Genomic DNA, 19303 nt, shown 5'->3' on the forward strand with positions numbered 1-19303 from the left:
GTCTATTGACCATGAATAGACCTGCCGTTCGCGATGCCGCGTTGTTGCTTTTTCGGTTGGTCCTCGGACTCATTTTTATCGCGCACGGCGTGGACAAGATGTTCATGGACGGAATGGATGAGACTGTGGGGCAGTTTTCTGCCCTCGGCATCCCGCAGCCACAGATTGCCGGTTATGCCGCCGCAATCGGGGAAATGGTAGGCGGCGCCTTCCTCGTCATTGGTCTGTTGACCACTTTTGCCGCTGCGGCGCTGGCCGTGGACATGGTGGGCGCGCTGTACTTCGTGCACTGGGGCAATGGCCTCTTTGCTGGCGACGGTGGCATCGAGTACCCCTTGGTGCTGTGCATGTCACTGCTGATGATCGTTATTTTTGGTTCTGGCCGGGCGAGCTTGGATAGGGCGTTAAGCAATGTTGACGCATAGCCAAGTGCAAGCGGCGATTTCCGCCCAGCTGGATGGGGAAGAAGCGGAGCTTTCCGCTGACGTCATCGACGCTCACCTAGAACACTGCGCGGAGTGCCGAGCATTCCGCGATAAGGCAGCGGCGCTATCGCGTTCCTTAAGCTTCGTGGAACCGGCGGATTCCGGCATGGCGCCGCCGACCGACCTTTCTGAGGTAATCCTCGCAGGGGTAGAACCGGAGTGGAAGCGGGCCTCGAGCGCCAGGCAGGCCAACCTCACGGTGGCGCGCATCGCTTTGGTGGTCATGGGACTTGTCTTTGCGGTGTGGGCCATCGTGCAGGTGGTACGCGCCTCCGGCCTGGTACCGATGGGCGCAGAGGGTTCGGTGCTGGACCCCGCGGCCGATCCAGAGCGCGCCAACCTGCTGATGGAAGGCGCGGCCGTGCGCTTTGGCATGGCGTGTGGCCTGCTGTGGAGCGCGTGGCGCCCAGCGTCTGTGACCGGGCTGTTCCCGGTATCCGCCACGATGTTTGCGTTTCTTTTTGGCTTTGGCGTGCGCGATATTGCGCTGGGGACCGTCACCCTGGAGCAGGTCTATTTGCTCATCGCTACCGCGCTATCGACCCTGAGCCTGGCCTGGGCGTGGGCGGCCGAGAAGGGCTACCTGGTGCGCGCGTGGTGGAAATCCCTGAACGCGCAGCCGCACTAAGTGGATCGGGTTTCTGCGAGCTATTTCCAGCTGGGCAGCCACATCATGGATTGGTACCACGATTCCGGGATGATGAAGCCGTACAAGATGGGCGCGAAGTAGAAGAACATCGCGACCACCAGCGCGAGGTAGCAGGCGGCGGCAAATGTTCCCCGCCGCATCGTGCCGCCAGCGATGCGCGTTATCCATCGCCACCTTATGGGCTTACCGCGCCCGACCATTTGGCCCAGTATGAGGGCAAGCAGCACGATGACGAAGGGGATAAACGCGGTGGCATAAAAGAAGTACATCTGCCGGTCAAAGGCCGCGAGCCACGGCAGGAATCCGGCCGCGAAGCCCACGAGGGGAATGAGGAAGGCGCGGTTGCGGCGGATGATAAGGGACCACAGCCCCCAAAGCACCGCGGGGACCACCAGCCACCAGATCGCCGGGGTACCAAAGAGGTAGAGCATCTTGCGGCATTCGCCACCGCCGCTGCATTCTAGATCCGTGCTGGAGTAGTACAAAATGGGCCGGGCCCCGGCCAGCCATGCCCACGGCTTGGAATCCCACGGGTGGTGGTGGCCACCGGAAGAGGTCAAGCTGGCGTGAAAATCTAATACGGATAAGTGGTAATAAAACCAGCCGGCCACAGATTCTGGTAAGTGCATGAGCCAGGAGTCTTCCCCGATGGTCCCATCCACCTTGGCGTGCCGGTAGACCGCGGTTTCTGAGGCAAACCACGCGCGCCAGCTCCACACATAAATGAGCACGGGCACGGCCACCAGAGAAGCGAGGGCCGCGGGAGTATCGCGGATGAGCGTGCCCACGATATAGCGGCGAATGCCATACTTGCGGCGCAGTGAGAGATCACTAAAGACGCAGAGCAACCCGAAAAACATGATGTAGTACAGCCCAGACCACTTCACGGCGAGCGATAGTCCTAGGAAGACGCCGGCGGTAAAGCGCCACCACCGGAAGCCAAAGCGCGGTCCGAATGGGGAGGTGCCCATCCCGTCGTTCAACAGGGCTTGGTGGAGGCGCTCGCGCATTTGTTGATGATCGTGGGCAAGCGCCCACGCAGCGGCGACGATAAAAAAGACCTGGAAGATATCCAGCATGCCGAATTTTGCGGAGACCAAGAGGACGCCATCGCACACGGCTAAAATGCCGGCAAAGGTAGCCACCTGCCAGGAAAAGGACAACCGGCGAGCCAGCGCCATGGTCATCAGGACGGTGCCGACGCCGAAGAGGGCCGTCATCAAGCGCCAGCCCAGCGGGGTATAACCAAAGACCCATTCTGAAAAGGCAATGATCTGCTTTCCCAGCGGCGGGTGAACCACGAGTCCAAAGCCCGGGTTGGTCTCGATGCCGCCGATGACTAAGTTATCCCAGCTTTTGACCATGTCCCAGGCTTGGGGCACATAGTGCTTTTCATCGAAGACGGGTGTGCCCTGGGACACCGGTGCGGTAAGCCCCACGAACCGGGTAATCAGCGCGAGAACGGCGATGATGCCTGTGCTTATCCAATCGGCCTTGCCCCACGTGTAGGTACGCGGTGCCGGTGGCATCACGCGGTTATGTGGGGTGCGCGGTGAGCTAGCGGGGGCAGCGGTAGCAATAGTCACGAAGAAGAGTTTAGGCGACGAGCCTGCGCGCGGGCGCATAGGAGAATGTGGAATGCTAGAGGCATGTCAGCTTTAGGTCTGGAACCACTTCCGCGCGGCGTTATCCTTGCCGCCACGCCCTTGGGAAATGTCGGTGATGCTTCGGCGCGCCTGATGCAGGCATTGGCGCATGCGGATGTCATCGCTGCCGAAGATACCCGCCGCGTGCGCAACCTGGCGCAGGCCCTGGGTATCGAGATGTCCGGATCCGTGGTATCCAACTTCGACCACAATGAACAGGCGCGTGCGCAGCAGCTTATCGATGCCGCCCAGCACGGCACCGTCCTCGTGGTCACCGACGCCGGCATGCCGATCATCTCCGATCCGGGCCTGTCACTGGTGGCCGCGGCCGCCGAAAGAGATATTCCCGTGACGTGTTTCCCGGGCCCCTCAGCGGTGCCCACGGCGCTTGCCTTGTCTGGCCTGGGCGTGGGCCACTTCCTCTTCGATGCATTCCCTCCGCGCAAGCCCGGTCCGCGAAAGGCATGGCTGGAATCGCTGCGCAATGAAAAACGCGCCATCGTGTTTTTTGAATCGCCCCACCGCATCGCCGAGACGCTTGCCGATGCCGCCCAGGTTCTCGGCGGCGATCGACTCGCCGCGGTCTGCCGCGAGCTGACCAAGACGTACGAGGAAGTGCGCCGCGGCTCGTTAGCTGAGCTGGCCGAATGGGCGAGCGAGGGAGTCAAGGGCGAAATTACCGTGGTCATCGAAGGCGGAACCGGCGCTGCCGTGACCGCCGCTGACCTTGTCCCGCAGGCCTTGGAGTTGGCCGCGGCCGGCATGCGCTTGAAGGACGCGTGCAAGCAGGCCGCCAAGGGGACTGGGGTGTCGAATCGGGAGTTATACGATGCCGCGTTGGATGCCCGCTGACGGTCCGCTAATTGAACACTTGTTGAGCTGTCCGCAGGTTATTTCTATGCAGCGTATAAAACGTCACAATTAGTCGTGCTAACAGGTGGTTTCATGCTTTTATATATGTTATCGAATCGTTATATTTCTCGGGCGTGTGACGCCTAAAAGCTGTCTACGTGGGGATATGCAGCCTATGGGCGTGCAGGAAGCCTTAAGGAAATACCTAAAAATGTGCGTAAGCTGGGGTTTTGTTAACAAAACGGTTTGAAAAATTGGGGTCGCGCCGCCACTGTAGAGAGCATGACTAATACTGAAAATAACGGCACTGGTGTGCCCGAAGAAGGAAAGGGGTCCGGTGAAGCGCCTGCTGGGACCACCTCTACTGCTTCGAGTGATCAGCCGATTGAGGATTATCAAACGGTAGAAGAGGCACTGGACGAGCAGACGGCGACGAGCCAGATCCAGGACATGATCAACTCTGAGGGGTTCCACCCCGAAGAGTATGACGATCCGGAAATCGAAATCGCCGCAGACCGCGATAATATCCCGATTGACTGGACCATCATGGGGATTGCGGGTGTGCTCGTTGCCGCCATCGTTATCTGGGGCCTTGCCGCACCGGATAACTTCGCGGACTTTTCTTCCGCGGCCCTGACGTGGGTCGTCGATAAGTTCGGTTGGGCCTACGTGCTCTTTGGCACCGTCTTCGTGGCCTTCGTTATCTTCATCGCTTCCTCCAAGTTTGGCTCCATCAGGTTGGGCCATATTAATGAGGAACCGGAATTTTCCACGCCTTCGTGGATTGCCATGATGTTCGCTGCCGGTATGGGCATCGGCCTGATGTTCTACGGCGCTTCCGAGCCGCTCGCGAACTACCGCGACGGCACTCCCGGCCGGGGAACGGGAAACGTGGGATCGTCCATGGCCTATGCCATGTTCCACTGGACGCTGCACCCCTGGGCTGTGTACGCCATCGTTGGTTTGGCCATCGCGTACTCCACCTACCGCATCGGCCGCAAGCAGCTGCTGAGCCAGGCCTTCGTCCCGCTCATCGGCGAGCGCCGGGCCAACGGCGGATTGGGCAAATTCATTGACATCCTGTCCATCTTCGCCACCGTCTTCGGCACCGCCTGCTCCCTGGGCCTTGGCGCGCTGCAGATCCAGGCTGGCCTGGAGGCATCCGGCATCATCGATAACCCAACCCAGTCCGTGGTTATCGGTATTGTCTTGGTCCTGACCCTGGCCTTCTTACTGTCCGCACTGTCCGGTGTGGGCAAGGGCATTCAGTACGTGTCCAATGCCAACATGGTCTTGGCTGCGGTGCTGGCCATCTTCGTCTTCATCTTGGGCCCAACGGTGACCATCCTGAACCAGGTTCCAGGATCCATCGGTAACTACTTCAACTACTTCACCGAGATGATCGGCCGTACCGCAGAATCCGAAAACGGCACCGCCGGCGAGTGGCTGTCTGGCTACACCATCTTCTACTGGGCATGGTGGGTCTCCTGGTCCCCGTTCGTGGGCATGTTCTTGGCGCGCATTTCCCGCGGTCGTTCCGTCCGCGAGTTCTGCCTAGGCGTCCTGCTCATCCCAGCCGGCGTTTCCACACTGTGGTTCGCCATCTTCGGCGGCACCGCAATCCACATGGAGCAAAACGGCGAATCCATCACCGGCGAATCCGCCGAGGTAGAGCTGTTTAATCTCCTGCACAACCTGCCTGGTGGCTTCATTGCCGGCGTCGTCGCCGTCATCTTGCTGTCCACCTTCTTCATTACCTCCGCGGACTCCGCTTCCACCGTGATGGGTTCGATGACCCAAAACGGTGCCGCAACCGCGAAGCCGTGGCTCTCCGCCATGTGGGGTGCCCTGACCGCAGCCGTTGGCCTCACCCTGCTTTTGGTCAATGAGGACGCGCTGTCCAACCTGCAGAACGTCACCATCGTGGCGGCGCTGCCGTTCTTGTTTATCGTCATTGGCTTGATGTTCGCCATCTACAAGGACTTGAGCCAGGACATCATTTACCTCGAGTACCGCGAGGCGCAGCAGTTCCAGCGCAAGATGGCCCGCGAGCGCCGCTTGCACCGCGACTACCAGCGCACGCAGGTGCTCAAGAAGCGTCGCAACGAGCGTTTGAAGAACCCGATGAAGCGCAAGTAGATAGACCATCTACCGCCTTCGGTAGCAGCGCCCGCCGCTTTCCCAGAGTTGGGAGGGAGGCGGGCGTTTTTCGGTGGGAGAGGTAATGTGCCCTCAACGTGTGTTCGTGCAGGTGCTTCGATAAACTGGACTCCATGACTGAGTCTTTAGTAGTAAATGTTGCCTGGCCATATGCCAATGGCCCGCGCCACATCGGTCACGTGGCTGGCTTTGGCGTTCCTTCTGACGTATTCGCTCGCTTCCAGCGAATGCGTGGCCGCAACGTACTCATGGTCTCCGGTACGGATGAGCACGGCACCCCGTTGCTGGTCCAAGCTGATAAAGAGGGTGTATCCGTCCGCGAACTCGCGGATCGCTATAACCGTCAGATCGTCAACGATCTGGCTAACCTCGGCTTGTCGTATGACCTTTTTACCCGTACCACCACCCGTAATCACTACTCGGTGGTGCAGGAGCTGTTCAAGGGTCTCAATGAGAACGGCTACATGCTGAAGGAGACCACCAAGGGGGCAATCTCTCCGTCCACCGGCCGCACGCTGCCGGACCGCTATATCGAGGGCACGTGCCCCATTTGCGGCGCGGATGGCGCCCGCGGTGACCAGTGCGATAACTGCGGTAACCAGCTGGACCCGGTAGACCTCATAGACCCGGTATCCAAGATTAACGGCGAAACGCCGCAGTTCGTGGAGACCGAGCACTTCCTGCTGGATTTGCCATCTCTTAAGGATGAGCTGCAAAAGTGGCTTTCCACCCGCGAGGATTGGCGCCCGAACGTGTTGAAGTTCTCCCTGAACCTGCTGGAGGATATGCGCCCGCGCACCATGACTCGCGATATTGACTGGGGCATTCCCATTCCGGTGGACGGCTGGCAGGACAATAACGCGAAGAAGCTGTATGTGTGGTTCGACGCCGTCGTGGGCTATCTGTCCGCCTCCATCGAGTGGGCACACCGCACCGGCCAGCCGGAGGCGTGGAAGGAATTCTGGCAGGACCCAGAAACCCGCCACTATTACTTCCAGGGCAAGGACAATATCACCTTCCACTCGCAGATCTGGCCGGCGGAATTGCTGGGCTATGCCGGCAAGGGCTCCAAGGGCGGCGAGCTGCACCAGTACGGTGAGTTGGACCTGCCAACGGAAATCGTGTCCTCGGAATACTTGACTATGTCCGGCTCCAAGTTCTCCTCGTCCAAGGGCGTGGTGATCTACGTTAAGGACTTCCTGGCGGAGTTCGGTCCGGATCCGCTGCGTTACTTCATTGCCGTGGCTGGCCCGGAAAACAACGACGCGGACTTTACGTGGGATGAATTCGTGCGCCGCGTCAATAACGAACTTGCCAATGGCTGGGGCAACTTGGTTAACCGCACCGTATCCATGGCGCACAAGAACTTTGGCGAGGTTCCGGTTCCAGCGGCCCTGGAGGAGCGCGACGAGGCCATTTTGCAGCTGGCGGAGGAGACCTTTAACACCGCCGGTAACCTGCTGGAGCAATCCAAGTTCAAGCAGGCCATTGTCTCCATCATGCACGTGGTGGGCGAGGCGAATGCCTATATCGCCTCCCAAGAGCCATGGAAGCTGGCCAAGGATGAAACCCAGCGTGAGCGCCTAGCCACCGTCTTGTGGACCGCCCTGCAGGTTGTGTCTGACTGCAATGTCATGCTCACCCCATTCCTGCCATTTACCGCGCAAAAGGTGCACGAGACTCTGGGCCGCACGGGCGAATGGGCCGCGCAGCCTGAGGTGCGCGAGGTCAAGGATGATATCCCGGTTGAGCTCGTAGGTGCGGGGCTTCCCCCAGAAAACCACGAATATCCTGTCATTATGGGTGACTACACCCAGCAGCAGGCCAAGTGGGAGCGCATCCAGGTGGCACCGGGTACTACCTTGGCAAAGCCGAAGCCGCTTATTTCCAAGCTGGATCCAGAGCTCGGCGAAACCGGCCCGGAATGGGCGCCGGTGGTGAACTAGCGCGGTAGCACCCCGCTAGATATACAAAGCGCGGTGGCCAGTCCCAATGAAAGGGAAGGCCACCGCGCTTTTGTTATGCCTTTAAGGTTCTGCCTAGTGCTGGAAATCGCGCTGCAGATGAACCAAACCTAGGCGCACGCCGTCCTTGGTGTGGATATTGGGCATACGGCCGGTTTCTTTAAACCCAAACTTCTTGTGCAGTGCGATGGAACCGGCATTGCTATCCACGATGTAGGTAATCATGGTTTCGATATAGGGATCGTCGGCAGCGATGTCCATGAGGGCATCGAGAAGCTCGGAGCCTACGCCCTTGCCCTGGGCTGCGGGGGAGATGTATACGGAATCTTCGACGGTGCCGTAGTAGATGGCGGGCGTGACGAATTGAAAGTAGGCGGCCCAGCCGATGATTTCATCATCGTCTACGGCAACGAGCACAGGCGAGCCCGCCTTGGCCATGTCTTTTAGCCAATCCTCGCGGTCAGAAACCTCTTCTTGCCAGGTGATGAGGTTATTGGCTGGTTTAGCGGCGGAGGCGGCGTTGTAGATGGCGGAAATCGAGGGGGCATCGGCAAGCTCAGCGGGGCGAATATGCATCAAAAGTCCTTTACACCAGAAGTTCTAAGTGGGTGAGGCTAAGCCAGTGATCGAATTTGTAGGTTACCTCTTTGAGAGTTCCCACGTTTTCAAACCCGAACTTTTCATGCAACTTTAATGATGCCGTATTAGTAGACACGATCAAGGCGAGCAGCGAATGCACCTTCTCATCCGCCCGGGCGCGTTCTACCAGCTCGCCCATAAGGGCGGTGCCTACGCCTTGGCCCTGGGCATTGGGGGAAAGGTAGATCGTGGTTTCATAGCAGCCCTGCCAGATGCGGGGATTGCGGTAGGGGTGATAGAGCGCCCAGCCCAAGTATTCGCCCGCATCGGTTTCGGCAATGAGGAAAGGACACTCCATGTCCTGGATGTGGCGCAGGTGTTCTTCGCGTTCAGCCACGGTGACTGGGGTGGAGTTAAAGATGACATCGGTGTGCTCGATGGCCCAGTTGAGGGTATCGGTCATGGCGGGGACATCGCTCAGGTCCGCTGGTCTGATCAACATAGCTGCCAATATTACAATTGCGGGTATGTCTAAAAAGAAGCGACGTCCTACTCCCATTCCAGCCCCAGGGCTCAGCGGGCTCAGTGATGCGCATACGCACCTTTTCTCGCATAAAGATACCGATGGGGTGCTGGTCAACCGCGCCCGCGCCGCCGGGGTATCCCGCCTGGTGACGGTAGGCGATGACCGCCGCGAGTCCGAAGCGGCGCTTGCGACCGCGCACGCGTTTCCCAATGTGTATGCCGCCTGTGCCATCCACCCGGTGCGGGCGAATGAGCTAGACGCGCCCACCAAAGCCGCTTTGGAGGACATGGTGGCGGATCCGCGGTGCGTGGCGGTGGGCGAGACCGGCATGGACGCCTATTGGGTCCACCACGAACCGGAGACCACCGCGAGCTTGGTCCAACAAGAAGAATCTCTGCGCTGGCATATCGATCTGGCGGTGCGCACCGGCAAGACCCTTATGATCCATAACCGCGAGGCGGATAAGGATTTGCTGCGCATTCTTGCTGATGCCCCCACGCCTGAAACCGTCATGCTCCACTGCTTTTCCTCACCGCTGCGGGTGGCAGAAGAAGCATTAGAGCGCGGTTACGTTTTGTCCTTTGCTGGCAATGTCACCTTTAAGCGCAATGCGCAGTTGCGCCAGGCGGCCGCTCTGGCTCCGGCGGGGCAGTTGCTGGTGGAGACTGATGCGCCGTTTATGACCCCGGAGCCGTTCCGCGGGCAGCGCAATGAGCCTTCCCTGATTGGGCACACCTATGACTGCATTGCCCGGGCGCGCCACCAGACCACTCAGGCATTGGCGGCGGAGGTCAATGAGACTTTTGACCGGGTGTATGGAATTAAGACGACAGGCGAGTGAGGATTGTCACAAAATTAAATACGCTGGTCGCTGGTGGCATGGGTGCTGGATGTGACAACTGTTTTCGCCAGTTATAGCTGTGGCGCAGCGCTTCTCGACTTTCCTTACTCGTTATCGTATTGTTATTGATTGTTCGTTGAGGCTTAACGCCTCTACCTTCCCGCCGCGCTGGTTCACAGTGGAGTAGTCGCGGCACCGCCGCTGGTTTCCCTAGCCCGCGGCAATAATTGTGATACTGGATAGACAGCACCACCGGAGATTAACTACACATGGCACCTCACCACATTAAGCGCATCAATAATTCACGTTCCCTGCCGCTGCGCCTGGCAACGGGTGGCGTCTTGAGCACCCTCGCCGTAGGCGGTGTCGTGGCGGTTGCTGCGCAGAAAGACCTAGTCGTAGAAGTCAACGGTGACAAGGTAGAGCTGGCCACCTTTGCCAAAGACGTGGACGGCGCCCTGCAGGCGGCCGGCGTCCAGGTGGGCGAAGAAGACATCGTCTCGCCCGCACCATCTGAGTCCGTGGCCGATGGCGATGAGATCTCCGTGCGCACCGCCAAGCCGGTTGCCGTATCCATCGATGGTGAACAGCAGCAGCTTTCTACTACTGATCTCACCGTGTCCGATCTGCTCAATAACCTGCAGGGCGTAAACCCGGGAGCTGCCGTGAAGTCTGGCGAAGATGACGTGGATAAAGATACCCAGTTAAAAGATGGCATGGATCTAGAGGTCGTTTCCCCCAAGATCATCAAGATCAACGATGGGGGCAAGAATACCTACACCAAGATTGCCGCCAAGACCGTGGACGATGTGCTCAAGGAGCGCGGTATCAAGCTCGATGAGGATGACCGCGTTTTCCCAGCCAAGGAAGAAAAGGTCACCGAGGGCATGTCTATCAAGGTTGAGCGGATAGACATTCAGACCGAGGATGTCACCGAGGAATTCGAGGCCGAGCCGCATTTCGTGGATGACCCTGAGCTGGAAGCTGGCGCTGAAGAGGTGCGCGAGCAAGGCGAAAAGGGCAAGCGCGAAATCACCCGCAAGGTGGTCCTGAAGAACGGCAAGAAGGAATCCGAAGAGGTCATCAAGGATGAGGTCGTTGTAGGGCCAAAGCCTGCGACCATTGCCCGCGGCACTAAGCAGGCGGAGCCGGAGCCGCAAGGCGGTAACTCGGGCGCGGCTGCCCCCGCCGTGGCTGATGGCTCCGTGTGGGATTCCATCGCGCAGTGCGAATCCACCGGTAACTGGTCCATCAATACCGGCAATGGTTTCTCCGGTGGCCTGCAATTCGCACCGTCCACTTGGGCTGGCTTCGGCGGCACCGAATACGCACCTGAGGCTTGGCAGGCCACCCGCGAGCAGCAGATTGCCGTGGCACAAAAGGTACAAGCCTCCCAGGGCTGGGGTGCATGGCCTGCATGTACCGCCAAGTTGGGCCTGCGCTAAAAAGCACGCGCAGCACCGCGCATTCTGCGTCGCACCCCGCGTCACTACGGCGCGGGGTGCGACTTTCTGCATTCTTCTACTAGGTTAGAGAACATGACTGAATCTCCGGGCGCCGCGCTTTTAGGCCCAGTAGAAATCCGAGCTTTAGCGGAGAAACTGGATATCACGCCCACCAAGAAATTGGGACAGAATTTCCTCCACGATCCCAATACCATTCGCCGCATCATCGCGGCAGCGGATCTGGATCCCACAGACCGCGTCGTGGAGGTCGGCCCCGGGTTGGGGTCACTGACCCTAGGGCTGGTGGAGACCGTTGAGGATCTCACCGCGGTGGAAATCGATCCGCGCTTGGCGGCGCAGCTGCCGGAAACGGTGGGAGAGCGCGCCGCCGACTACGCCGAGCGCCTGCGCGTGGTGGAAAAAGACGCGCTGCGCGTGACCAGTGAGGATGTCGCGGCTCCTACGGCGTTGGTGGCCAACCTGCCCTATAACGTGGCGGTGCCGGTGCTCTTGCACTTTTTGGAGACGTTTCCTTCCATCCGCCGCGTGCTCGTCATGGTGCAGCTGGAGGTGGCGCAGCGCCTCGCCGCGGAGCCCGGCAGCAAGATCTACGGCGTGCCTTCCGTGAAGGCCGGGTTTTATGGCACGGTGAGCCAGGCTGGGACCATTGGCAAGAATGTCTTTTGGCCCGCGCCCAATATCGTCTCCGGCTTGGTGCGCATCGATGTCTTCGATACCCCGTCCTGGCCGGTCGACGATGCCGCGCGCGCTGCGGTTTGGCCGCTTGTCGATGCCGCCTTTGCCCAACGCCGCAAGACCCTCCGCGCCGCACTATCGGGCCACTATGGTTCCGGTGCGGCCGCCGAAGAGGCGCTGCGCGCGGCCGGAATCGATCCGAAGCAGCGCGGGGAGAAGCTCGCTGTTGCAGACTTTGTACGATTGGCAGGACTACAGTGAGCGCACCACACGGAAACGAGCCGATCACCTATACCGCGCATGCGCACGCCAAGGTCAATGTGCACCTTGGCGTGGCGGAACCGCGGGAGGATGGCTTTCACGAGCTGGTCACGGTCTTTCAGTCCCTGAGCCTGCACGATACGGTAACGCTGACTGATTTAGGTAACGCCGAAGTAGATAAACCCCGCGTGCAGTACCTCAAGGTATCCGGTCCGCACGCGGCGGGCGTGCCCGAGGATGACACGAACCTGGCGTGGACTGCGGTGGACCGCATCATGCAGCACCTGTATGTCACCCGCGGCGGCATCAAGATTCCGGAGGTGGGCCTTGAGATTCACAAGGCAATTCCCACCGCCGGCGGCATGGCAGGCGGTTCCGCGGATGCAGCGGCGGCGCTGCGCCTTGCGGAGCGCTGCTACGGTCGTTATTACGGAATCGATTCGGTAGGAGAGCACATTCTGGATGCCTTGGGCGCCGCTCTTGGCTCCGACGTGCCGTTTACCCTGCTGGGCGGCACGGCGCTTGGTACCGGGCGCGGGGAGCAGTTGACTTCCATGATGACTAGGGGTACCTATCACTGGGCGCTGATTGCCTCCGATCGCGGCCTATCCACACCTAGTGTGTTCCGCAAGCTCGATGAATTGCGCGATGCGGGGCGGGTAACTGCACCGGCGCTTGATACGACGGAGATTTCCCAGGCGCTCATTTCCGGCGATGCCCAGCGCGTCGCGGCGCACCTGCACAATGACCTGCAGCCCGCCGCGCTATCCCTGCGCCCAGATCTCCGCAAGACCTTGGAGGCGGGCATGGATGCGGGCGCGCTCAACGGCATCGTCTCCGGCAGCGGGCCCACCTGCGCGTTCTTATGCGCCACCCGCGAAGAAGCGGAAGAAGTTGCAGCACAGGTCAGCATAGAAATACCGGGCACCAAGGGCGTTGTAGCCCAGGGCCCGGCTGCGGGTGCGGAAGTGCTCTAGCTTGGGGCGATGGGGATGGGCATCGCCAAGCACGAGCACTAGAGCGCTGGAAACTTAGAGCACGGCCATTTCGGTGGGCTCGAAGTCCAGCTCGTAGCGGTCCGTTTCCTTACCGCGCAAGAGGTCGATGACGACGAGCTCCTTCTTCTGTGCATCCGTGATGTAGGCATAGCCATTGGCGGCCTTGAGGATTGGGCCTGGCTGCTGCCACTCCTCGTTTTCCTTCCACTTGGAAATCGCGTCGATCTGCTTGGTGATTTCCCCGGAGTCAGGGTCGATGACATTGAGCTTGCCATCGGTGGTCAGCACCAGGGCCTCGCCCATAGGACCGCGTGCCAGGGAGCGGAACCAGTAGGAGCCGTCCAAGTCCACCTTTTTGGCGGAGTAGTCCTCAGTATTGATCAAGGTTACCGAGGTGGGGCGCTCGAAATCGGCGTCCTTCTCGGTCTTGTTATCCGCCAAGATGACATTGGATTCCTCGGATCCCGCGGAGTTTCCGGAGCGCTGGTAGCCATCGGCACCGGCATAGTCGGAGACGTCTACCTTGTGGAACTTGGAGCCGTCAAAGACTACGGGGCCGTCTTCGCAGCCGAAGAAGAGCTTGCCATTTCCAGCGGCTGCTTCGCCGTGGACGCCGGGGCACTCGGTGGTTTCATCCAAGACTTTGCCGTCCTTGTCCAGGTGCTGGATGGTGTGGCGCTCGTCTTCGGTGCCCTTGGTGATGACCACGGAGCCATCCTCAAGCGGGACGGCCACGCCGTGGTGCGCCTCGCCCGTCTTGACGGTGTTGACGGGCTTGGCGTCCTTGGAGCCGATGTCCTCGGTCTTATAAATCTTGGCTACGCCATCGCCATCAGAAAATAGGGCGGTAAAACCATCGTGGTGGACCACGTGGCCAGCGTGGGGCGCCTTAATCTTGTCATCGCCCAGCTCTGGATCCGCGGTGTAGTAGTGGTTGTGGTCGCCGTGAGCCTTGGTGATGCGGCCGGTGTCGTAGGTGAGGAAGTTATCGCCCTTGGTCACCATGACGTGGCGGTCATTGCCGGCGTCATTGAGGCGGAGGAACGAATTCATCTCCTCTTCATCGAGAATATCGCCGGATTTGGCATCGTAGGTGGTCAGACCATCAGCGTGGGAGAAGACGATGCGCGTGGGAAGCTGGGCTACCTCGGTTTGGCCCTCTTCGGCCTCCATACCGTCGTGGGAGTGGCCCTCATGATCGTGGTCATGGTCGTGTTCTTGGCTTTCCGCGGTGGTGGTTTCGTTGGTGTTTTGGGCGTCGGTATCTTCTTCCGGCGCCGAGCAGGAAGCGATGGTGAGCGCTGAGGCAGAGAGGATAGTGCAGAGGGTAAGTGTGTGCTTCTTCATACACACGCAGAGTATTGCAAGTGAAATTCGGTAGCAACATGTTTGGGAATGCGGGGGTGGCGGTAGGGAGGTATTAAGATGAGTCCCTGTTATGGCAAACCTGATTAACCTCGAGCAAGTCACGAAATCCTATGGCTTAAAAACTCTCCTTGATGGGGTATCACTCGGCGTGCAAACCGGGGATCGCATCGGCATCGTGGGCGTTAATGGCGGCGGCAAGACCACGCTGCTGGAAGTGCTCACCGGCATCGAGCCGCCGGATTCCGGCCGCGTATCTCACACCTCGGATCTGCGCATGGCCGTGGTGACGCAGCGCTTTGATCTGCCCGAAGAGCTCACCATCGCGCAGGCGATCATTGAACCCCTCGAGCTCGAGACCTACGAATGGGCCTCCAACGCCAAGGTGCGCGACGTGCTCGGCGGCCTTGGCATCGTGGACCTGGGGCTAGATACTCCCGTGAGCTCCCTGTCCGGCGGTGAGCGCCGCCGCGTGAACCTTGCCGCCGCGCTGGTGCAGGATTTAGACCTCGTGGTGCTCGATGAGCCCACGAACCACCTGGACGTGGAAGGCGTGCAGTGGCTGGCTGACCACCTGCTCAAGCGCAACCTCGCCGTGATCGTGGTCACCCACGACCGCTGGTTCCTCGATACCATTGCCACCTGGACATGGGAGGTCCACGACGGCACGGTCGATGCTTACGAGGGCGGATACAACGACTGGACGTTTGCCCGCGCCGAGCGCGCCCGCCAGGCCGATGCGATGGAGCAACGCCGCAAAAACCTGGCCCGCAAGGAATTGGCGTGGCTGCGCCGCGGGGCACCGGCGCGTACCTCGAAACCGCGCTACCGGATTGAGGCTGCGGAAGCGCTAATTTCTGATGTCCCCGAGCCGCGCAACAAGGTCGAGCTCATGTCCTTTTCCAAGCAGCGCCAGGGCCGCGTGGTCATCGAGCTAGAAGATGCCACGATTAAGTCCCCGGATGGCCGCACCTTGGTTGACCACCTCACCTGGCGCTTGGCTCCGGGCGAGCGCATCGGTCTCGTCGGCGTGAATGGGTCTGGAAAGACCACGCTGCTGCGCACGCTGGCGGGCGAATACGAGCTCGCAGCCGGAAAGCGCATCGAGGGCCAAACGGTGCGCTTGGGCTGGTTGCGCCAAGAACTCGATGACTTGGATCCGCAGCGCCGGCTTCTCGATGCCGTCGAGGACGTTGCCACCTACGTGCAGTTAGGCAAAAAGGAGCTCAGCGCCTCCCAGCTGGCCGAGCGCCTTGGCTTTTCAGCCAAGCGCCAGCGCACCCCGGTCGGTGACCTCTCCGGTGGCGAGCGCCGCCGCCTCCAGCTCACCCGCGTGCTCATGGCAGAACCCAATGTTTTGCTGCTAGATGAGCCCACCAACGACCTGGACATCGATACGCTCCAGGAATTGGAATCTCTACTCGATTCTTGGCCGGGTACCCTGGTGGTCATTTCGCACGATCGCTATCTCATCGAGCGCATTGCGGATAATACGTACGCGCTCTTTGGCGATGGCAACCTGACGAACCTTCCCGGCGGCATCGACGAGTATCTGCGCAAGCGTGAAGAAATCGAGGCCGGCAAAAACACTGGGGTTATAAACCTGGGAGAAAAGAAGTCGGAGGCGGCGACACCGAAGCAGGAGAAGAAGCTTTCTTCCCAGCAAGAGCGCGAAATCACCAAGAAGATGAACGCACTCGAGCGGAAGATGCAGAAGCTGGAAAAATCCGCCGCGCAGATCAATGAGAAATTGGCTGCGGCGGCAGAAGAAGTCGATACCGAAGCGATGACTCGACTCGATACGGAATTAAAGGACAATCGCAGCGCCTATGAGGATTTGGAGATGGAATGGCTGGAGTTAGGGGAGAAGCTCGAACAGTAGAAGCTCGCATCGCTGATATTGCCCGCCACCTCGATCCGTGGGGCGTTATCGGCGCCGCCATTTTGTCTACGCTGGGCCTTACTCCGTCCATTTTGCCCCGCGATTGGCCCTATCAAGGCCTGATTTCGGGCCTTGCTGCCGGTTTCGGTTACGTGGTGGGCATCGGTGTGAAGCTGGTGTGGTATCGCTTCGTCGTGAGCAAATGGGCGGATAAGTACCCATGGCTTGCCGCCTCCGCGTGGGAGCCTAAGCGCTACCGGCTGCTCGCGCGCATCGCCACGGGCGCGTTCATCGCCTGGCTGGTCGGTTTCGTGATTATTGCCGTGCGGTGGCAGCACGAGCTCGCACGCGTATATTCCGTGCCCGCGCCGTCCATGTCCAGCTACCTGCTGGTCGTGCCTTTGGCCTTGGTGGTATTTACCGCTTTCCTGCTCATCCTGCGCTCCATTATCTTTCTGGTGCGCTGGTTAGCGCGGCGCTTCCCGCAGCGGTTCCGCTCCACATACCGCCGCCTCGGGGCAGTACTCATCGTTGCGGTCATCGCTATCTACACCATTGAAAACATCATTCCCGGTGCCATCGTGGGCTTGGGCGATAGGGTTTTTACTGCCCAGAATGCCGACCCTGATCCGGATGCTCAGCGCCCTACCCTGAGCGAGCGCTCCGGATCGCCAACTTCTGATGTCGACTGGAACGGCGTAGGCCTGCAAGGCTCCCGGTTCCTAAGTTCCGGTGCGCATAAGGCCGAGCTTGAACAGGTGACTGGTAAACCCGCCAAGGAGCCCATCCGTGCCTACGCCGGCCTAGGCAACCGCGATTCCAATGAAGGGCGGGCGCAATTGCTTATCGATGAACTCGAGCGCACCCACGCCCAAGACCGCAAGGCCCTCCTATTGACCATGACCACCGGTACCGGCTGGGTATCGTCTTATTCCGCGCAAGCCTTCGAACTGCTCTATGGAGGGGATACCGCCATTGCCGCAGCGCAGTATTCCGCCATGCCGTCCGTTTTCCACTTCCTTGGCGGCGGCGGCCAAGTAGAGCGCGCCGGGGAAGAGTTCATCAACCCCGTCGTGGACTGGTGGAATTCGCTGCCCGAAGATGACCGGCCCAAGCTCTACCTCTACGGCGAGTCCTTAGGCACAACCGGTATCGAGGCTGCCTTTTCTGGCGTGCGCGATATCGCCAACTCCGTCGATGGCATCTTATTAACAGGCCCGCCGCACTTTAACCAGTTGCGCTCGCAGTTTGTGGAGCGCCGTGATCCCGGGTCGACAGAAATCTCGCCGGTCTACGCCGGCGGGCTCGTGGTCCGTTTTGCCAACGAGGTGGACCAAGTCCGCCGCTGGGGACGCGTTCCGGAAGAGGAGTGGGGCAGGACCCGCATGCTATATATTCAGCACCCTTCCGATCCTGTGAGCTGGTGGTCGCCCGGATTGGCCTTCAAAGAGCCGGATTGGATGAAAGAAGACAGCCCCTATTCGCGTGAGCGCGTGATGCAGTGGATGCCTATTATTACCTACCTGCAACTTGCTGCGGATCTACCCGGAGCCAAGGATGTTCCCGATGGTGTGGGCCATAATTACGGGAACTCTGTCCTCGATGGATTTGCGGCCATCGCCGGGCCCGATCTTGCCCGTTCCATTGATTCGGAGGAGCTGCAGCGGCAATTCAATGAACTCGATGTTGGTATTTATTAGGCTTCCTAGGGCTTCTTAACCCCGCGAGGTAACCCAGAGCACGCAGAGCACCGCTTGTATAACAAAGCCATATCGAAGTGGGGCGGAACCGGCGATATGCTTTCGCCCTCTGAAAAGTTATGACAAGCTGAAAATCATGAAGCCGATTCGAAGCGCCACCGCAGCAGTCCTGACCACCGTACTCGCCCTGTCTGGTACCACGGCAGTGGCTTCTGCGGAGCTTACCGCGGCCCCGCAGGTTCAGCAGGTTTCCACCCTTGCTGAAAAGTACAACGTTACTTTGCCCAGCTTTCTAAAGGCCGCACCTGAAGCTGAACCGGAAGTAGCAGCGGAAGAAGCGCCTACGACTGAAGCCGCTCCGGAGCCACAGGCCTTCGAGGCCCCGCAGGTTGCCGCTGACTTGCAGGTAGCCACCGCCGATCACCTAGCCCAGGCTGGTCACCACCCAGATGAGACCGCAACCGCTATCGCACAGGAATGGGCAAACCAGGGTGCAGGCGGTGAGCTTACGTACTACGGCGACGTGGCAAGCGGCGTGACCCACACCGATGAGGGTCAAGGCAACGTCTACCGTCTGTCTGAAGAACAAGCCCAGGAGCGCCTCAACTGGTTCAACCGGGGCCTCGAGGTAACCCCCGGACCCGAGTACGGTTACGGCGTCGCTACTGCCTTTGATGGCGAGTTCATCTACATCGCGGAATACTTCCTTAACTAGTTCTTATTCCCGCGATACCTGCCCCCGATTCTCCTGAGGCCCGCGCGCATGGCAGAGCAGCCATGACGCAGTGGGAACAATATTGATAGAATCGGGGGCATGATTTTGATTAACGTACAGTTCCACGTAAAGCCTGAATACGCCGATACTTTCCTTGATGAGATCAACTGGTACACCGAGGCTTGCAACGCCGAGCCGGGTTGCATCGACTTCAAGTGGTACCGCGATCCGGAAGATTCTCAGCGCTTCCTGCTGCTCGAGTCCTACGCAGATGGCAAGGACGTAGAGCACGTTCAGGGCGAGCACTTCAAGCGCGCCTGCGACGAATTCCCCAAGTACCTCGTAGAGACCCCAGACATCATCAACGTCCACATCGATGGCCGCACCGGTTGGGACAAGATGGGCGAGTTCGCCGTCGATTAATCTCGCTGCCTAGTACTAAAGCCCGCACTCATGGTTGACTGAACTGCTCCCCATTAGTTGGACTGAGAAATCAGTTACCGACTAGTGGGGAGTAGTTTTCTTTGAGAGTACGAAGT

The 19303-nt window shown here is 59.7% G+C and carries 17 protein-coding genes; 13 read left to right on the forward strand and 4 right to left on the reverse strand.

Annotation, left to right across the window (positions count from 1 at the left end):
• Positions 1-11 precede the first annotated feature (11 nt).
• Entirely contained in the window at positions 12-425 is a 414-nt protein-coding gene (locus tag ABRP64_RS04800; RefSeq protein ID WP_239269179.1) for a DoxX family protein, read from the forward strand.
• Complete coding sequence (locus ABRP64_RS04805; protein WP_284785413.1) at positions 412-1113, forward strand: zf-HC2 domain-containing protein; 702 nt, start codon at positions 412-414, stop codon at positions 1111-1113. The genes ABRP64_RS04800 and ABRP64_RS04805 overlap by 14 nt, the downstream gene beginning before the upstream one ends.
• Positions 1114-1133: 20 nt before the next feature.
• Here the strand turns inward: ABRP64_RS04805 and pmt are convergent, their stop codons facing one another.
• A complete protein-coding gene (gene pmt, locus ABRP64_RS04810; RefSeq protein WP_502879906.1) occupies positions 1134-2759 on the reverse strand; it encodes a protein O-mannosyltransferase in 1626 nt (541 codons plus the stop codon).
• 24 nt (positions 2760-2783) lie between these two features.
• On the opposite strand from pmt, the gene rsmI reads away from it, so the two are divergent.
• The 3 genes from rsmI (at position 2784) to metG (ending at position 7738) form a co-directional block, all read left to right on the forward strand.
• On the forward strand, positions 2784-3632 hold the full coding sequence (gene rsmI / locus ABRP64_RS04815) for a 16S rRNA (cytidine(1402)-2'-O)-methyltransferase (RefSeq protein ID WP_284783467.1): 849 nt from the start codon (positions 2784-2786) through the stop codon (positions 3630-3632).
• Positions 3633-3914: 282 nt separating this feature from the next.
• Positions 3915-5771: a BCCT family transporter gene (locus tag ABRP64_RS04820; protein ID WP_349865640.1), complete on the forward strand. Its 1857-nt coding sequence runs from the start codon at positions 3915-3917 to the stop codon at positions 5769-5771.
• A 134-nt stretch (positions 5772-5905) separates the two neighbouring features.
• Positions 5906-7738 (forward strand): methionine--tRNA ligase, encoded by a 1833-nt coding sequence (metG, locus tag ABRP64_RS04825; protein WP_284785416.1) that lies wholly within the window; start codon positions 5906-5908, stop codon positions 7736-7738.
• A 93-nt stretch (positions 7739-7831) separates the two neighbouring features.
• Here metG and ABRP64_RS04830 read toward each other — a convergent pair whose 3' ends face one another.
• Together ABRP64_RS04830 and ABRP64_RS04835 are read right to left on the reverse strand one after the other, a co-directional pair.
• Positions 7832-8332, reverse strand: coding sequence for a GNAT family N-acetyltransferase (locus tag ABRP64_RS04830; RefSeq protein ID WP_284770627.1), 501 nt, complete (start codon positions 8330-8332; stop codon positions 7832-7834).
• A gap of 10 nt (positions 8333-8342) precedes the next feature.
• Positions 8343-8837, reverse strand: coding sequence for a GNAT family N-acetyltransferase (locus ABRP64_RS04835; RefSeq protein WP_296088367.1), 495 nt, complete (start codon positions 8835-8837; stop codon positions 8343-8345).
• A 25-nt stretch (positions 8838-8862) separates the two neighbouring features.
• Between ABRP64_RS04835 and ABRP64_RS04840 the strand changes: the two genes are divergently transcribed.
• The 4 genes from ABRP64_RS04840 (at position 8863) to ABRP64_RS04855 (ending at position 13081) form a co-directional block, all read left to right on the forward strand.
• Positions 8863-9702: a TatD family hydrolase gene (locus ABRP64_RS04840; protein WP_349839069.1), complete on the forward strand. Its 840-nt coding sequence runs from the start codon at positions 8863-8865 to the stop codon at positions 9700-9702.
• Between the two features lie 269 nt (positions 9703-9971).
• Positions 9972-11147, forward strand: a complete 1176-nt coding sequence (locus ABRP64_RS04845) for a resuscitation-promoting factor (protein ID WP_284770630.1) — start codon at positions 9972-9974, stop codon at positions 11145-11147.
• 93 nt (positions 11148-11240) lie between these two features.
• On the forward strand, positions 11241-12104 hold the full coding sequence (rsmA, locus tag ABRP64_RS04850) for a 16S rRNA (adenine(1518)-N(6)/adenine(1519)-N(6))-dimethyltransferase RsmA (RefSeq protein ID WP_284770631.1): 864 nt from the start codon (positions 11241-11243) through the stop codon (positions 12102-12104).
• Positions 12101-13081 carry a 4-(cytidine 5'-diphospho)-2-C-methyl-D-erythritol kinase gene (locus ABRP64_RS04855; RefSeq protein WP_349865642.1) on the forward strand — a complete coding sequence of 327 codons (981 nt, stop codon included), beginning with the start codon at positions 12101-12103 and terminating at the stop codon, positions 13079-13081. Before rsmA ends, ABRP64_RS04855 begins: the two co-directional genes overlap by 4 nt.
• A 54-nt stretch (positions 13082-13135) precedes the next feature.
• Here the strand turns inward: ABRP64_RS04855 and ABRP64_RS04860 are convergent, their stop codons facing one another.
• Positions 13136-14449, reverse strand: a complete 1314-nt coding sequence (locus ABRP64_RS04860) for a hypothetical protein (RefSeq protein WP_349865644.1) — start codon at positions 14447-14449, stop codon at positions 13136-13138.
• Between the two features lie 91 nt (positions 14450-14540).
• Between ABRP64_RS04860 and ABRP64_RS04865 the strand changes: the two genes are divergently transcribed.
• The 4 genes from ABRP64_RS04865 (at position 14541) to ABRP64_RS04880 (ending at position 19187) form a co-directional block, all read left to right on the forward strand.
• The gene (locus tag ABRP64_RS04865) at positions 14541-16349 is read left to right on the forward strand and encodes an ABC-F family ATP-binding cassette domain-containing protein (RefSeq protein WP_349865646.1); all 1809 of its coding nucleotides are present in this window, start codon (positions 14541-14543) and stop codon (positions 16347-16349) included.
• Positions 16316-18049: an alpha/beta-hydrolase family protein gene (locus ABRP64_RS04870; RefSeq protein ID WP_349865648.1), complete on the forward strand. Its 1734-nt coding sequence runs from the start codon at positions 16316-16318 to the stop codon at positions 18047-18049. The genes ABRP64_RS04865 and ABRP64_RS04870 overlap by 34 nt, the downstream gene beginning before the upstream one ends.
• A gap of 136 nt (positions 18050-18185) precedes the next feature.
• Positions 18186-18764 (forward strand): hypothetical protein, encoded by a 579-nt coding sequence (locus ABRP64_RS04875; protein WP_284770636.1) that lies wholly within the window; start codon positions 18186-18188, stop codon positions 18762-18764.
• A 99-nt stretch (positions 18765-18863) separates the two neighbouring features.
• Positions 18864-19187 carry a putative quinol monooxygenase gene (locus tag ABRP64_RS04880; RefSeq protein WP_005279956.1) on the forward strand — a complete coding sequence of 108 codons (324 nt, stop codon included), beginning with the start codon at positions 18864-18866 and terminating at the stop codon, positions 19185-19187.
• Positions 19188-19303 lie beyond the last annotated feature (116 nt).

This window comes from Corynebacterium sp. KPL4015 (assembly GCF_040225725.1).
Classification (GTDB): Bacteria; Actinomycetota; Actinomycetes; order Mycobacteriales; family Mycobacteriaceae; genus Corynebacterium; species Corynebacterium rhinophilum.

Excerpts from the sequence above, each read along its gene's own strand:
- ABRP64_RS04830 (WP_284770627.1), bottom strand. The coding sequence starts at position 8,332 with ATGCATATTCGCCCCGCTGAGCTTGCCGATGCCCCCTCGATTTCCGCC.
- ABRP64_RS04820 (WP_349865640.1), top strand. The coding sequence starts at position 3,915 with ATGACTAATACTGAAAATAACGGCACTGGTGTGCCCGAAGAAGGAAAG.
- ABRP64_RS04880 (WP_005279956.1), top strand. The coding sequence starts at position 18,864 with ATGATTTTGATTAACGTACAGTTCCACGTAAAGCCTGAATACGCCGAT.
- ABRP64_RS04875 (WP_284770636.1), top strand. The coding sequence starts at position 18,186 with ATGAAGCCGATTCGAAGCGCCACCGCAGCAGTCCTGACCACCGTACTC.
- ABRP64_RS04805 (WP_284785413.1), top strand. The coding sequence starts at position 412 with ATGTTGACGCATAGCCAAGTGCAAGCGGCGATTTCCGCCCAGCTGGAT.
- ABRP64_RS04845 (WP_284770630.1), top strand. The coding sequence starts at position 9,972 with ATGGCACCTCACCACATTAAGCGCATCAATAATTCACGTTCCCTGCCG.
- ABRP64_RS04870 (WP_349865648.1), top strand. The coding sequence starts at position 16,316 with ATGGCTGGAGTTAGGGGAGAAGCTCGAACAGTAGAAGCTCGCATCGCT.
- ABRP64_RS04865 (WP_349865646.1), top strand. The coding sequence starts at position 14,541 with ATGGCAAACCTGATTAACCTCGAGCAAGTCACGAAATCCTATGGCTTA.
- metG (WP_284785416.1), top strand. The coding sequence starts at position 5,906 with ATGACTGAGTCTTTAGTAGTAAATGTTGCCTGGCCATATGCCAATGGC.
- ABRP64_RS04840 (WP_349839069.1), top strand. The coding sequence starts at position 8,863 with ATGTCTAAAAAGAAGCGACGTCCTACTCCCATTCCAGCCCCAGGGCTC.
- ABRP64_RS04860 (WP_349865644.1), bottom strand. The coding sequence starts at position 14,449 with ATGAAGAAGCACACACTTACCCTCTGCACTATCCTCTCTGCCTCAGCG.
- ABRP64_RS04835 (WP_296088367.1), bottom strand. The coding sequence starts at position 8,837 with ATGTTGATCAGACCAGCGGACCTGAGCGATGTCCCCGCCATGACCGAT.
- rsmI (WP_284783467.1), top strand. The coding sequence starts at position 2,784 with ATGTCAGCTTTAGGTCTGGAACCACTTCCGCGCGGCGTTATCCTTGCC.
- ABRP64_RS04800 (WP_239269179.1), top strand. The coding sequence starts at position 12 with ATGAATAGACCTGCCGTTCGCGATGCCGCGTTGTTGCTTTTTCGGTTG.
- rsmA (WP_284770631.1), top strand. The coding sequence starts at position 11,241 with ATGACTGAATCTCCGGGCGCCGCGCTTTTAGGCCCAGTAGAAATCCGA.
- pmt (WP_502879906.1), bottom strand. The coding sequence starts at position 2,759 with ATGCGCCCGCGCGCAGGCTCGTCGCCTAAACTCTTCTTCGTGACTATT.